General features: G+C 38.6%; 7 protein-coding genes. 4 read left to right on the top strand and 3 right to left on the bottom strand.

All coding sequences use genetic code 11. The annotated features are described in order from the left end of the window. The 3 genes from HNS38_RS18050 to HNS38_RS18060 all read left to right on the top strand — a co-directional run. Positions 1-3,329, top strand: a 3,329-nt coding sequence (locus HNS38_RS18050; protein ID WP_172346846.1) for an SDR family NAD(P)-dependent oxidoreductase, incomplete at its 5' end; no start/stop codon positions are given. Between the two features lie 157 nt (positions 3,330-3,486). Continuing rightward, positions 3,487-10,296 (top strand): beta-ketoacyl synthase N-terminal-like domain-containing protein, encoded by a 6,810-nt coding sequence (locus HNS38_RS18055; RefSeq protein ID WP_172346847.1) that lies wholly within the window; start codon positions 3,487-3,489, stop codon positions 10,294-10,296. A 157-nt stretch (positions 10,297-10,453) separates the two neighbouring features. Beyond that, entirely contained in the window at positions 10,454-12,118 is a 1,665-nt protein-coding gene (locus HNS38_RS18060; protein WP_172284224.1) for a PfaD family polyunsaturated fatty acid/polyketide biosynthesis protein, read from the top strand. A 137-nt stretch (positions 12,119-12,255) separates the two neighbouring features. Here the strand turns inward: HNS38_RS18060 and HNS38_RS20620 are convergent, their stop codons facing one another. From HNS38_RS20620 to HNS38_RS18070, 3 genes are read right to left on the bottom strand one after another with little or no spacing between them, the layout of a single operon-like run. Further along, the gene (locus tag HNS38_RS20620) at positions 12,256-12,618 is read right to left on the bottom strand and encodes a PDDEXK nuclease domain-containing protein (protein WP_253916444.1); all 363 of its coding nucleotides are present in this window, start codon (positions 12,616-12,618) and stop codon (positions 12,256-12,258) included. Further along, positions 12,619-13,332, bottom strand: a complete 714-nt coding sequence (locus HNS38_RS18065) for a DUF1016 N-terminal domain-containing protein (protein ID WP_253939384.1) — start codon at positions 13,330-13,332, stop codon at positions 12,619-12,621. A 47-nt stretch (positions 13,333-13,379) separates the two neighbouring features. Beyond that, entirely contained in the window at positions 13,380-15,008 is a 1,629-nt protein-coding gene (locus HNS38_RS18070) for a helicase associated domain-containing protein (RefSeq protein ID WP_371823820.1), read from the bottom strand. 61 nt (positions 15,009-15,069) lie between these two features. Between HNS38_RS18070 and HNS38_RS18075 the strand changes: the two genes are divergently transcribed. Continuing rightward, complete coding sequence (locus HNS38_RS18075; protein ID WP_216663777.1) at positions 15,070-16,074, top strand: IS4 family transposase; 1,005 nt, start codon at positions 15,070-15,072, stop codon at positions 16,072-16,074. The last annotated feature ends 13 nt before the right edge of the window (positions 16,075-16,087 follow it).

The following is a 16,087-nucleotide window of genomic DNA, read 5'->3' on the forward strand; positions in this document are numbered from 1 at the left end:
GCATGGCCGGAATCAACCCTAGCGAATTAACAGAGCTTCGTACTTTGGGAGAAATCGTGAGTTATGTGGCACCTAAAGGTGCTACAGCGGTTGCTATTGAAGGTGTGAATACAACAGCTGCTCCGGTAATTGAAACACCTGCTCCAGTTCAAGCAGTAACTGAAGAAACTCCTCAAGCTAGCAATACTGATACCACTCAACTTGAAAAGATGCTTTTAGAGGTTGTGAGCGAAAAAACAGGTTATCCTGCAGAGATGCTAGAGATGAACATGGATATGGAAGCTGATTTAGGAATTGATTCTATCAAACGTGTGGAGATATTTGGTGCTTTAACCAAACAATATCCTAGCATGGCCGGAATCAACCCTAGCGAATTAACAGAGCTTCGTACTTTGGGAGAAATTGTTAATTATGTGGCGCCAAAAGGTGCCGCTACGCCTACCACAGCAGCAACGCTTGCCAATAATGCAGCAGTTGCCAATAAAATAGTGAATACAACCGCTACTCTGGTCAACGAAACTGCAGCTCCTGTTCAGTCAACCATTGAAGTAGAAGTACAAGAGAACGATAGCTATGTTGACAATACACAACTTGAAAAAATGTTATTGACAGTTGTTAGCGAAAAGACTGGTTATCCAGCAGAGATGTTGGAGATGAACATGGATATGGAAGCTGATTTAGGTATTGATTCTATCAAACGTGTGGAGATATTTGGTGCCTTAACCAAACAATATCCTGATATGTCTGATATCAACCCCAGTGAATTAACAGAGCTTCGTACTTTGGGAGAGATTGTGGATTACGTAAGTACATCTTCTAAAAAAAAAAATCCCCTCAGTATTGCTAAGCCTGTAGCTCAAGATAATAACGAATACATAACAACAGGTAAATTCCATAAGGTGGAGCGCAATAATATTGGTTTAAAATATTTGCCGCAAGCTGACTTTATGGAATTTTCTTTACCTGATACCCACCTGACCTTAGTTACCAATGAGGGTTCTGCCTTGACCTCCTCAGTTGTTAAGCAATTAGAAAACAAAGGTCATCAAGTATTGGTACTTAATCTACCTGGCACCACAATGACTCCTGATACAAGGGCCCTCTCGTTGACTGCTCATACTGATGAAGCCATTAAAAATGCGATTGAGGAAATCCATAGCAAATACGGAAAAATAGGAAGTTTCATTCATCTCCATCCTCATTTCGAATTCCAAAATGGCAATTTCACCCAACACTTTAAAGCAGATAAGGACATTGTTAAAACGGTTTTCTTTTTAGCCAAACACTTACAGCAAGACTTAAATGATTTAGGTCAGACCCAAAGAGCAAATTTCGTGACGGTGAGCCGTTTAGACGGTATATTAGGTCTGGGAAAAAGAGGCAATGTATCTGTTATTGGTGGCGGATTACCTGGTTTAGTGAAATGCTTAAACTTAGAATGGTCTCCGGTAAAATGCCGTGCGGTTGATATACAACCAGAATTGCCAATAGAGAAAATAAGTGCCCAAGTTATTGCAGAACTTCATGATGCCAATAGCGCCATTATTGAAGTAGCCTATTCTGAAGAAGGTCGTAAAACAACAAGTGTTATACCAGACCCAGTTCCCGAAGAACAAAAAATCAAAACCACAATAACTAAAGACTCTGTTTTTCTAGTGAGTGGTGGTGCAAAAGGCGTAACAGCCAATTGCGTGATTGAAATGGCTAAAACCTTCCAATGTAAATTCATATTATTGGGACGTTCTAATTTTAATGTTGAGATTCCTAATTATGCCAAGAATGGCGTTGATGATAGTACTTTGAAAAGAAATATCATGAATGACCTGAAGGAGAAAAGCAAAAAGCCTAGTCTCCCTATTGTTCAAAGCATATTTGGAGATATCGTTGCTAAAAAGGAAATAGACCATACCATTGCTCAAGTTGAGAAGCATGGTGGAAAAGTGGTTTATTTAAAAGGTGATGTCAATAACTTAAAAGCCAGTCAAGCTGAATTAAATAAAATAACAGCTCAGCTAGGCCAGATTACAGGAATTATCCATGGAGCGGGTCGTTTGGCCGATAAGTATATTCAAGATAAAACGGAGGAGGACTTCGAAAATGTGATTTCAGTGAAACTAAATGGTTTATTGAGTCTGCTCAGTGTTGTGGATATCGATAAACTAGACCACTTGGTGATGTTCTCTTCGGTAGCCGGATTTTATGGAAACCTAGGACAATCAGATTATGCCATCGCCAACGAGATTTTAAGTAAAGCAGCTCATCTCTTCAAAACAAACCATCCACACACCCAAGTGTCGGCTATTAACTGGGGCGCATGGGACAGCGGTATGGTGAGTGATGAATTAAAGGTGATGTTTAAAGCGGCCGGCATTAAGTTGGTGAACAGTACAGGCGGTGCTGCCATGATGGTGAATGAGTTCAATACTGAATATGCCCATCAAGCACAAGTCATCATTGGCGGAACCTTACCTGAAGCGGTAAGCCACCATAATGGAGATTTACGCAACTATCGCATTAAACGAAACTTAAAGCTAGCCGATAATCCATTCTTGATGCACCATGTGATACAAGGAAACGCGGTTTTACCAGTGGTTAATGCTGTGGGTTGGATGTCACAAGCTTGCGAAAGTATATATCCTGACTTTAAGGTCTTCCAGATTACAGACACCAAATTATTCAAGGGAATTGTATTTGATGGCCAACAGCCAGAGGATTATGTGATTGAACTCAAAGAAGTGGAAAAAAGCGCTGAAAAGATTGTTTTTGAAGCGACTATCCTTAGTGAAGGAAAAAAACTCCCGACCTATCATTACAGAACGGGAGTAACCTTGATGCATAAGGATAAAGTACCTCAAGCTCCCAAGTTTAACCACACTATCAGCGGAAATTATCCTGCAACTGATGGATCTATATTATATAAAGATGGTTCCCTTTTCCACGATAAGTATTTCCAAGGCATAGAGAAAATCATCGATTGGAACGAGAAGCAAATAGTACTCACCTGTAAAGCACCTGAGGTGCCACTTTCAGAACAAGGACAGTTTGCCATTCAATCCATCAATACATTTTTTGCTGATATTCAATATCAAGGCATGGTGGTTTGGGTTCAGAAATACCAAGATGGCGCTATGAGTTTACCCTTACAAACAAAAACTGCGACACTTTACAAACCTGTTCCTTTTGGAAAAGAGTTGATGGTAAACGTTACTATTCAAGAAGCTAGCGAGTTTAAAATTGTGGCTCTTTGTACGGTTTACGATGAAGACGGAACTGTTTATATGCAAACAGATGGTGCAGCGGTAACCGTATCTAAACAATTGGTTTGGTAGAAAATAAATTAAAAGGGGGATTTGAAAATACAGGATGGGATTTACATCTTCTTATTATCAATTCCCCTATAAAACCTGTTCCGAATTATTTCGGAAGAATTTAGGACCAGTTTAAATCCTCTTAAGAGGTGATTAAACTGGTATAAAAAGAAAATAAATGATAAAAATAGCCATCATAGGAACGTCTGGATTATTTCCAGGATCATCTACCCAAGATGAGTTCTGGAATAATCTGATGCATAAAAAAGACCTGACAGGTATCGCCACAAAAGAGGATTTTGCTGCCGACCCAGAAGCATTCTTTCAAGCCGAAAAAGGAATAGTAGATCGTTGTTACTCCTTACGCGGAGGATTTATTCGTGATTTCAATTTCGATCCAACAGATTATAAATTGCCAGCTGAATTTCTGGCCAAGCAAGACAAATTATATCAATGGTCGCTGCATGTGGCGAAAGAAGCCCTGCGCGAAAGTGGCTACCTAAACAAGGCCGAAATCATGGATAAATGCGGTCTTATTTTAGGAAACCTATCTTTTCCAACAGCCTCCTCACATCAATTATTATCTGATGTATATACCCATACCACTGAAGTAGCCGTCCAGGAATTACTAAAAGACAAAGATTTTAAACTCCATAAAAACGCTGGAGAGAAACCACAAAATGAGGTATTGCAATATACCCCATCAGAAATGGTAAGCGAAGCTCTTGGTCTTGGCGCCACTCATTATTCCATAGATGCAGCTTGTGCTACTTCCTTGTATGCCATCAAATTGGCCTGCGACGAATTACTCACTGGCAAAGCAAATATGATGTTGGCCGGTGCCGTTTGTGCTTCCGATCAACTATTTATTCACATGGGCTTTTCTATTTTCCATGCCTATGCTCCTGCCGATAAAAAGTATGCCCCTTTCGATCAAGGATCAGAAGGATTGGTATCTTCAGAAGGTGCCGGAATGGTAGTGCTCAAGCGTTTGGAAGATGCAGAACGTGATGGAGACAATATCCTAGGAGTGATTGGTGGCATTGGACTTTCCAATGATGGACGTGGTAAGTTTCTATTGGTACCCAATCCAAAAGGTCAGAAACTAGCCTTCGAACGTGCCTACGACAAAAACAGTATTTCTCCTGAGAACACTTCCTATTTAGAATGTCACGCCACAGGAACTCCTCTGGGGGATGTCACAGAGCTAAATTCTATCTCTAATTATTTTACCTCAGAAAAGAATACACCGCTTTTAGGGTCTGTGAAATCCAATATGGGCCACTTACTGACAGCAGCTGGTATGACGGGTTTACTCAAGGTCTTGATGTCCATGCAAAAGAATGTGATTCCACCAAGCATTAATTTGGATAATGCCCTTAGAGCCGACAATGGCTTGATGGGTAAAGAAAATATGGTTTTGGAAACCATACCATGGGATGATACGCAAAAACAAGCAGCCGTGAATTCATTTGGTTTTGGCGGTACAAATGCCCATATGGTGGTTAAGAATTACCAGCAAAATCAAAGCAAACAAGAGGCTAGAAAAGCAACATCTTTGGTTCCTATGTCTATCATTGGAATGGATGCACACTTTGGGGATTGTACCAATCTCAATGATTTTTACGAGACTATATACAAAGGAAAACAACATTTTAATACCCTCCCCAAAAAGCGTTGGAAGGGATTTGAGGAAAATACTTCTTTATTAAAAGAGTATGGCTTTAAGGACGGGAAAGCGCCAAAAGGAGCTTATATTGAGGATTTTGAAATTGACTTATTACGTTATAAAATCCAACCTAAAGAAGCAGAGACTTTAGAGCCACAACAAGCCCTGATTCTAAAAATAGCCGACAATGCCATTAAAGATGCCAACTTAGATGAAAGTCAAAATGTGGCGGTTTTAATTGCCATGGAATCGGAATTATCTATTCATCATTACTTGGCACGTTGGGATACGGGTTGGCAATTGAAAGAAGCCTTGGAGCAATCCAATATTGAACTTAACGAAGTACAAGAAGCGGAATTAGAGCAGCTGTGTAAGAACGGCCTTTATTATCGTGATGGTGATCAAACACCCAGTCAACACACCAGTTTTGTGGGCAATATCATGGCCAGTAGAATTGCAGCACTTTGGGATTTCACCGGTTCGGCCTTTACGGTTTCTTCTGGCGAAAACTCTGTTTATAAAGCCTTAGAGATTGCACAAAACATGTTATCACTTGGTGAAGTGGATGCGGTGGTCGTTGGAGCAGTTGATTTTTCGGGAGGTTTGGAAAATGTAATACTCCGTAATCAAAAAGACCAAATCAATACCGCTGCTAAGCCAAGTATTTCCATCAACACCAATGATAATGGATGGCTTGTGGGTGAAGGTGCCGGAGCCATTGTATTAAAGAAACAAAGCGATGCCAAAAATGACAGAACTTATGCCATTATCGATGGTATAGGCCAAAGCCAAGCATTAAAAGAGGCTGGATATTTGGAGATGGCCGCCACAGGTATTACAAGTCAGGATAGCAAAGAACAAGCCACACTATTAAAGAATAAACCAACTCAAGCTGTAGCTTTGGGTAGCGTTAAAGCGAATATTGGAAATACTTACGCTGCATCTGGCATGGCCAGTTTGATAAAGGCGAGCTTATGTGTTCACCACCGTTTTATTCCGGGGATTCCAAACTGGGAAGCCCCAAAAGATGTGAATGCATTTAAAGATAGCCTTTACTATTTCCCTCAAAAGTCTCGCCCTTGGATTTTACAAGAGCATCAGACTAAGAGAAAGGCATCGGTGAATGGTATAGACGATTTACAAATCCATTTATCAGAAGCGGATCAAGTATTGAACACCGATTCTACTTTCAGACAAAGTGTGATCCCAAATATTTTTCCTTTGAAAGCCCGTTCAGAAAAAGAGATGAGCTTACAACTATCGGCTTTGGAAATTGCCCTCGCCTCCCCCACTCCATTTGGGGAGATGGCTGAAATATTTTTCGAGAAATTCAAAGAAAATAGTGGACTTTATTGTACGGTACTGCTGGCAAAAAATGCAGAGGAGCTTAAGCAAGAAATTCAATTCTTTCAAAAGAGCATCTCCAAATCATTTTCATCAGGCAAAGCCTTAAAGACACCCCGCGGTAGTTATTTTTCACCAAAACCTTTGGGTAAAAGAGGAAAAATAGCTTTTGTATATCCAGGTTCGGCAACCGCATACCAAGGTTTAGGAAGCGATCTTTTTCAAATGTTTCCCCAATTGCATGAGCAATATAAAGATTTAGGACCCAATTTAGATCGTTTTATTTGGAGCGATTATTTGTATCCCAAACACGTGAGTACTAACAATGAAAGTCCAAATATCTATGCCAATGCCATTGCTATGATGTCGGTTGGGGTATTTTACTCTGCGGCCTTTACTCATATCATGCGTTCTATGTTTAAGTTAGAACCCGATATGGCCTTTGGTTATAGCATGGGCGAATGCAGCAGCATGTGGTATTCCTTAGGAATATGGAGTCCTGATGGCACCAAAGAATTTCAGGAATCGCCAGTATTTAAAAATCGCGTGGCTGGTAATTTAGAACTTTTATCTGAACACCTTGGTATCAGTATAGAGGAGGCCAAAGAAAACTGGATCAGTTTGGTATTATTGGCGTCGAAGGAACTAATTGAGCCTATGGTTCAGAAACATGATAATGTTTACCTCACCTTTGTAAATACTGAGAACGAGGTCATTATTTCGGGCGATAAAAAAACTTGTTTAGCCATTGCTGAAAAGGCTCAATGTAAAGTAATTCCTATTCCTTTTCAAAATATTATCCATCACGATTTCTGTAAAAAAGATTCCGATGCGCTATTATCCATGCATCATTTTCCTTTGCAGAGCAAACCCAATATTGACTTCTTTTCTAGCATCACAAAGACGAAACTGAAGCTCGATAGCGAAGTGATTTCCAAGAATTCCACAAATGTTTGTTGCCAAGAAGTTGACTTTCCTGCCAACGTAAAAAGTGTAGCAGATGCAGGAGCCAATATCTTTATAGAGCTCGGGGCTAATGCCACTTGTACGGGTTGGATCAATGCTATTTTAAAAGATCAGGATCATTTATCGGTTAGCATTAATCAAAAAGGGAAATCAGATGCTCAAGCATTATGTGAGATGATGGCCCAATTGGTGAGTCATGGTGTAGCGCTTGATTTAAGTATGCTTTACCCCGAAACTGCCAAAGGAAAGCCACAAAAACAATTCTTGAAAAAGATAATACCCGGTGGAAAGCCCATAGCCCAAGTCATAGTAAATAGCGAAAGCAAAAAGCTATTTGCGAATCTTAAAACAAAAAGTATTAAGAAAAGCATTATCAAAGAAAAGGCAGTAATGGTTATAGCTGGAGAGGATTCATATACCGAATCAGATACCGCTCCAATCACTACACCAATAATTTCAAATCATTCAAAATCATTAAACTTAAATCCCGAAATGGATACAAAAACCATAGAGAACGTAAATACAAAATTAACACCGAGTACATCACCTAATAATAGGCTGGGTGAAAATGGATTACGCTTACAGAATTACGAATCCGGAGAGCAATTAGAAGGTAAAGAGATTGTGTATTCACAAGAAGACTTGGTGGAGTTTGCTACCGGTAAAATTGCCAATGTTTTTGGCCCTGAATATGCTGTCATAGATACTTATCCACGTCGTGTGATGCTACCTATGGACCCTTATCTATTGGTGAGTAGAGTTACAGGTATTAATGCCAAGTTGGGCGAGTATAAACCATCGACCATGCAAACGGAATACGATATTCCTTATGATGCCTGGTTTACCACCGACCGCCAAATCCCTTGGGCTGTATCGGTAGAATCAGGACAGTGCGATTTAATGCTTATCTCCTACCTGGGTATCGATTTACAAAACAAAGGCAAGCAGATTTACCGTTTATTGGATTGCACCCTTACTTTTATGGATGACTTGCCTTTTGAAGGACAAACCCTACGCTATGATATCTCCATCAATTCCTTTGTGAATAGCGGTAATAACCTCCTATTCTTTTTCAGCTACCGTTGTTATGTGGAGGATCGCTTGGTGCTTAAAATGGACAATGGGTGTGCGGGTTTCTTTTCTGATGAAGAATTGGCTGCCGGAAATGGTGTGGTGTACAGCAAATCGGAACTAGCAGCCCGAACCCAAATTAAAAAGAGATATTTCACTCCATTATTGGATACTGATAAAACCACTTTCTCCAAAGAAGACCTGATGCATTTGAGCAATGGAGACATTGAGAAGTGTTTTGGAAATGAGTCTTATTTTGCCAATGGTCGCAATTCCTCATTACGTCTGCCTCCAGAAAAGATATTGATGCTAGACCGCATTACCACCCTTGATTTAAAAGGTGGCGCTTATGGTTTAGGCTTTATTGAAGCTGAGAAAGATTTAAAAGCCAATGACTGGTATTTCCCTTGCCACTTCCGTGATGATGAAGTAATGGCGGGTTCCTTACAAGCCGAAGGTGGTGGTAACTTATTGCGTTTCTTTATGCTTCGCTTGGGTTTACAGCGCATGACTAAAGATGCTCGTTACCAAGCCATTTTCGATATGCCGCAAAAAGTGCGCTGTCGTAAGGAAGTCACACCTGAAGATACCAAACTGGTTTATCGACTAGAGATTAAAGATATTGGTTTGATTCCTCATCCTTATGTGGTGGGTGATTTAGAGATTATTTCTAATGGTGTGGTCACCGTACATTTCGAGAATATTGGTTTACAATTGCGTGAAAAATCAAACCCTAAATATTTAGAAGAAACCCCAGGTATTCCTATTTCTCCGCGTTCTGAAGGTGCTTTGATGAATGAAAAAGACATCACTACTTTTGCATTAGATGATTTGTCCAAGTGTTTTGGTCCTGACTTCTCCGTTTACGATGGCCGCAAGGTTTCTCGTCAACCCAATACCGATTTACAGCTTATTTCTCGTATACTAAAAGTTGATGGAACGCGTGGTCATCTTGATGAACCCTCCTCCATTTTAGCTGAATATGATGTGCCTGTTAATCCTTGGTATTATGAGCAAAACTCCAATTACACCATGCCTTATTCTGTTTTGATGGAGATTGCCCTACAGCCTTGTGGTTTATTGGGTGCCTATTTGGGTTCTACTTTAGAGTTTGCTGAGCATGACCTCTATTTCAGAAACTTAGATGGTGATGGCGAAATGTTTGACTTAGCAAGTGGAACCGATTTTAGAGGGAAAACCATTGTCAATAATGCCGTTTTAACTTCTTCTATGGCCTTAGGCGGAACCATCTTACAAAATTACACCTTCGAACTTTCTATTGATGGACATGTATTCTATAAAGGAAAATCCTCCTTCGGATTCTTCCCAGCTGATGCTTTAGCATCGCAAGTTGGTTTAGACAAAGGTGCCGAAGTGGATGCTTGGTATAAAACCAATAACTTGACTCCTCAAGATTATCTACAAATTAAATTGGATTCCTTGTATGGCAAAATGAAGCTATACAAAGCACCTGTTGGAAAACCACATTATCATTTGGCCGAAAATCAATTGAACCTATTAGACCATTTAATTGTGGCTAAAAACCAAGGGGAATATGGTAAAGGGTATGTGCATGCTACCAAATTTATAAAACCTTATGAGTGGTTCTTTGCTTGTCACTTTTATCAAGACCCTGTGATGCCCGGTTCCTTAGGTGTGGAAGCTGTTTTCCAAGCCATAGAGGTATTTGCTTTACAACAAGATTTAGGAAAAGATTTTAAATCGCCCAAATTTGTACAGCTGGCTAATCATAAAACCGTTTGGAAATACCGCGGACAAATTCTAACTACCGTAAAGGAAATGCACTTAGAAATTCATATTAAAAATGTGGAACAACATGGTGCACAATTAGCCATAGTGGTGGATGCCTACGTTTGGAATGGTAAAATGCGGATTTATCAGATTACGGATTTGGCCCTCGGTATAGAAGAGGCTTAATCAAATGCAAGGAGCAAAATCATGATAAACGTAAATTTATTTTGTCCGCGGATTTTTTTAAATTTTAATCATTGGTTTTTACTTACAACTGAATGATGAGAACAGCATGAAATAGCTCAATAAATAAATTAGATCATCGCAAATAAAAGATATACATATGAATTTGAATTTTCACGGCACCCCACAAAATATCTTCTGGAAGGGCTCGCCACGCGATATAGTTTTTGATACCAAAAGCATACAAGAAAAATTACAGGCCACTGATAAGCCTTTATATATCATGAAGGATTTCCAAGGCCGCATAGGAGTGAGTAATGGCGGCGAACTGGTTTCTGAAGGTAGAGGATTACAGGTTTTAGCCATAGCCAGTCCTATGACTGCTGAACAACTCGGTGACCCAAGTTTTAAGCAGGATTATGGCTTAAACTATGCCTATAAAACAGGTGCCATGGCCAATGGCATCTCATCGGAAGAATTGGTGATTGCCATGGGAAAAGCTCATCTATTGGGTTCTTATGGTGCTGCTGGACAAGTACCAGAACGCGTATTTGAAGCCATCAAAAAAATACAGGCTGCCTTGCCTGAGCAGGCTTATGCCTTTAACCTAATACACAGCCCCAATGAGGAGGCCTTGGAAGTGAAAGCGGTGGAATTATTTATTAAACATGGCGTTCATATTGTGGAAGCCTCCGCATTTTTAGCCTTAACCGAGCATATTGTCTATTACCGTGTGGCGGGTTTAAGTCAGAATGAAGATGGCAGTATCCACATTAAGAATAAGGTGATAGCCAAAATTTCTAGAACCGAAGTGGCGGCTCCTTTTATGCAGGCTCCTCCGGAATCTTTTGTACAGGCATTGCTCTCAAAAGGAAAGATAACTCCCTTGCAAGCGGAATTAGCCAAGCAAGTGCCCATGGCCGATGATATTACCGTAGAAGGCGATTCTGGTGGGCATACCGATAATCGTCCTTTGGTATCCCTCCTCCCTATTATTATAAAGCAACGTAATGATATGGAAGCCAAGACCCAATTTGCACAAAAGATTCGTGTGGGCGCAGCAGGTGGAATTTCTACGCCAGCTTCGGCATTAGGTGCTTTTATGATGGGTGCAGCTTATGTGGTGACGGGTTCGGTTAATCAAGCTTGTATAGAGTCTGGTACCTCGGAGCATGTGCGTAAATTATTGGAAAAGGTAAGTTCTACCGATGTGATGATGGCCCCCGCTTCCGATATGTTTGAGATGGGTGTTGATTTACAGGTTTTAAAACCTGGAACCTTATTTGGCCCACGTGCTAAAAAGCTATTCGAATATTATAAGCAGTATAAGTCTATTGACGATATCCCAGCTGCCGAGCGTTTAAAGTTAGAGCAGCAGGTTTTCAAGCAACCTTTGGAAGAGATTTGGCAATCTTGCATCGATTTCTTTGAGAAAAGAGACCCAGAGCAAATACAAAGAGCCAAGGACAACCCACATCGTAAGATGGCGCTTATCTTCCGTTGGTATTTAGGCTTGTCCTCCAATTGGGCCAATGCCAATACCCCGGGTCGAGAGTTGGATTATCAAATATGGTGCGGCCCAGCCATGGGCGCCTTTAACGATTGGGTAAAAGGTACTTATTTAGAGTCTTACCAAAACCGAAAGGCAGCAGATGTGGCCATGCAAATATTACAAGGAGCGGCTTATCTTTATCGTATACAAAGCCTGAAATTACAGGGTATCAGCTTTCCTTTGGAAATGAAAATTGTGATTCCCAATGAGGCTATTGCTTACCCTATTATCGATAATGGGGAATTTGGGGATACTAGTGCGCAGAATAATTAGTAAGGAAAAGGTATTTTTTTGTCCGCTAATTTTCGCAGATTAACACGGATTGAAAAGCAATGTTCTTAAAACAGAACATTGCTTTTTTTAAAATATTCGAGCAAGCCTTGTGTTGTTTATGGCTTTTGGTCTGTCGTTTAATCTCTATCTTCAATTAATTGTTTTAATTCTTCTTTACTTGGCAATACTGTCTGATATTTACTAGCAAATATTTGTTGATTGTCTTTTGGCAGGGTAATCTGCACCAATGTTTCGTTTTTTTGTTTGCAAAGTACGATTCCAATAGTCGGATTTTCTTCGTTTGTTTTTACAAATTCATCGTAATAATTAACATACATCTGCATCTGTCCTAAATCCTGATGTTTTAGTTTTCCAATCTTTAAGTCAATAACGACAAAACATTGTAACAAGCGATTATAGAATACCAAGTCAACATAGAAATTTTCATCTTCCACCGTTATTCTTTGCTGCCTGCCAACAAATAAGAATCCTTTGCCCAGTTATTTCAGGAAGTGTTCCAGTTTATTGATTATGGCTGTTTCTAAATCGGATTCGCTATACTCATTATGCTCCTTTAGCCCTAAAAAATCGAGGACATAAGGTTCTTTGATTGTGTCAATTGGTTTTGTAATAACTTGACCTTTTGTACTGAGTTCTTTAACTCCCTTCTTATCCCTGCTTAATACCAACCTTTCGTATAGGGATGATTCGTATTGCCTCTCAAATTCTCGAACAGACCAATTGTTATTTGAAGCTTCAATTTCATAAAATTTACGTTCCTCGATATTGTCAATTTTAATGAGCTGCAAATAATGTGACCAGCTTAATTTAAAAGGGCTTACAGATTTCCGCAACACTGATGCGGATTTTTCATTTTCAGATTTCTGCAACGCTGATGCGGATTTGTCTACTTCCGAAATTACAAACTTGTATGTGAGATAAAAATTTCTCATTCGCTCAAGGTTATAAACCGAATATCCTTTCCCAAAATCTTTTGTAAGTCTTTGAGAAAGCTCCTTCAGAATCGATTTTCCGTATTCAGCTCTTTCTTCTCCATGTTGTTCATCTTCAACAATCAATCTACCAACTTCAAAGTATGTGATTACAATGGTTTGATTAACTGTAGTGGCAACATGTTTTTTTGCATTGGCAAGTAATTCAGAAATCCTGCCATATAATTGATTGTTTGAATTTGTCAAGTTTGTATTATCCATACCGCTAAATTAGCAATTATCCAACTTAAAGAATTGCACTTTGGGCTTTAATTATTCACACGCCAAATGAATCCAATATTTTCAAGTTTACTCTTTTTGTCTTCGGTTATCGTTTCTTCTTTGTAATATCTTCTTTGGGTACGAACCCAAGTTGCCAGTTGTTGATTCTCTTTGAATCTTACTGGAACTTGGCAATTTCCATGTTTATCTTTATAAGCTAGCAGTTCTTCAAATCGCTCATCCCATGATTTTTGATTTTCTAAGGGTTTTGGAAATTCAAAACCGATTTCTTCGAATGCTTTGATTTTTTCATCTTCCAATTTGTCAGTCCGTTTCAAGGTTTTCTGATAATAGAGCCAACTTGAAAGAGCTTGATTTATTGGGTATTTCTTTGGGACAATAAAATCGCCATGTATTCTATGATATTCTTTAAGCATTTCCAACATCTCGTACCAGCTTGCAGAATTTTTCTTTCGTGGTTTTCTCTCTTTAGTTTTGGGTTGATGATTAACACCAATTGCCGCTAGAATATCAACTTTGTTTTTAGGTAGTTCTGAACGCTTTATCAAAATCTTTTGGTGCTGATACCATTTTTTAATCTCACTTTCTTCTTCGAATTCAAATCCACCAGTTGTTTCTTTATGTTTCGCTAATTTTGAAAACATTTCAAACCAGTTTTCGGGTTTGTATTCAATGAATTCGTAACCAATATCTTCAAGTTTCTTTCTTCTTTCTGGTGTCGTTCCTTCTTTTCTTATTTTGAACAACCAGTAATATAAACCACCAAAACCTTTGTCGCTTTGTTTTACTTCAAAGTGACCAAATTCATTATGAAACTCGCTGAGTAATTTCAATTTTTGATTCCATTCATATTTTTTTGTGTCCCAAATAAAATCAAGTTCTTGAAGTAGCTTTTCCCTTTCTTCTGAAAGTCTTCCTTTCTTTTTGTTGTTTCGTTGGTCGTTAACCCAACGTCCAAATGATTTATCTTCTGAATATAATTGAGGAACAAGGCAGTGCCCATTTTCGCTTTTGAATTGTTTTAGCTTTTCATACATCAAACTCCAACGTTCCTCATCTGGGCGACCAGAAAATGCTAACGATTTTGCATCCCAGATAAATTTTAAGGTGTTTAATCGAGTAATTTTTTCTTCATTTAGTTTCCCTTTTTTAAAATCCATTCGTTGAAGTAAAACCCAATGATAAAGCGTTTCGTCTCCATCCGTTTTTTTATAATGAGAATGACCATGTTTCTTAAAAAAATCATTTAATGAATTAAATCTCAATTCCCAAGATATTGTATTTGGTTGGCGAGTAACTTCCCATTCAAATCCAAGTAATTCAAGTTTCTTAATTTGTTCTTCTGTAAGGTTTTGAGTTTTAAAATTATGCCTTTGTCTGGTTACAAAATATGACAATGATTTTTCTTCAAAAGTTTTGGGAACATTACAATTGCCGTATTTGATTTTGTAATCAAGCAATCTTAAATAGTTTTGTTCCCATGTATTTCGTTGTGGTTTCTTCGATTTCTCAATAACTTCGTCTTCATTAATAATCTTTTTTCCACGAAAGTCTGATTCGAAAGGGAAACCAATTGTTTTCAGTTTTTCAATTCGATTTTCGCTTAGTACATAACAAAAACATAATCCCTTGAAAATCAGAACAATAGATGTTATAAATTAGTTTAAAACCTTGATATTCAGTATCTCTGCGTAAGATTTACGAAGTCAGAACGCAATGATAAAGAATACCAAGGTAGAGGATAAAAATACAGAATTAGTTTCAATTCTAGGCAAACAATTTGAAGGAAAAGTCAATTTAGCTCGAATAAAGTTCATTTCGATGTTTATCTGTGCATTGTGCAAGGTTCAAACAGTAGGTTTTGAAAAGCTTGCTAATGCATTTGATTCAGTTTCAGATTCAACATCTAGTTTAAGGCGTATTCAAAGATTTATTGCTGAATATTCATTGAATTCAAATTTAGTTGCACAGCTAATATTCAAACTTCTTCCTGAAAAAGAAAGCCTTTGTCTTAGTATTGACAGAACTAATTGGAAGTTTGGCAAAACAGACATCAACATCTTTATGCTTGGTGTTTGCTACAATGGCGTTGCTTTTCCTCTATTGTTTACCATGTTAAAGAAACGAGGAAATTCAAATTCTCAGGAACGTATTGATTTGATTAAGCGATTCGTTAAGCTCTTTGGAAGAGAATGTATAGAATCGGTATTAGCCGATAGAGAGTTTGTTGGAGATGAGTGGATAACGTTTCTTAATGACAACAAGATTCCCTATTACATACGTATTAGAAACAACTTTAAGGTTTTTATTCCTCATAAAAACAAAGAGCTAAAGGCTTCATGGCTATTCAATGCGACTGGTATAAATGAGTTTATACACTATCAAAAAATCATTAGAATTGGGACCCAACTATGTTATCTTTCGGGATGCAAATTAAAAAACAAGAAAGGAAAACCTGAGTTTCTAATCATTATCTCTTTTAACAAACCTGATCAGGCTCAGGCGTTTTACAAACAAAGATGGCAAATTGAAACTTGTTTTAAAGCCATGAAAACTAGTGGATTTGATATCGAAAAAACACACCTACAAGAAATAGATAGAATTGAAAAATTAATTCTGCTTGTGATGATTGCTTTTGTTTGGTGTTATAAGGTTGGAATTTATTTAAATCTGTTTGTAATGGATAGGCTGACTCATGTTGTGCCACCTATACCGATGTAACTGTGCCACTCAA

This window comes from Lentimicrobium sp. L6 (genome assembly GCF_013166655.1).
In the GTDB taxonomy this organism is placed as follows: Bacteria; Bacteroidota; Bacteroidia; order Bacteroidales; family UBA12170; genus UBA12170.

Bases quoted from the DNA above. Each gene is read 5' to 3' on its own strand.
- HNS38_RS18055 (WP_172346847.1), top strand. From the start codon at position 3,487: ATGATAAAAATAGCCATCATAGGAACGTCTGGATTATTTCCAGGATCA.
- HNS38_RS18060 (WP_172284224.1), top strand. From the start codon at position 10,454: ATGAATTTGAATTTTCACGGCACCCCACAAAATATCTTCTGGAAGGGC.
- HNS38_RS18065 (WP_253939384.1), bottom strand. From the start codon at position 13,332: ATGGATAATACAAACTTGACAAATTCAAACAATCAATTATATGGCAGG.
- HNS38_RS18075 (WP_216663777.1), top strand. From the start codon at position 15,070: ATGATAAAGAATACCAAGGTAGAGGATAAAAATACAGAATTAGTTTCA.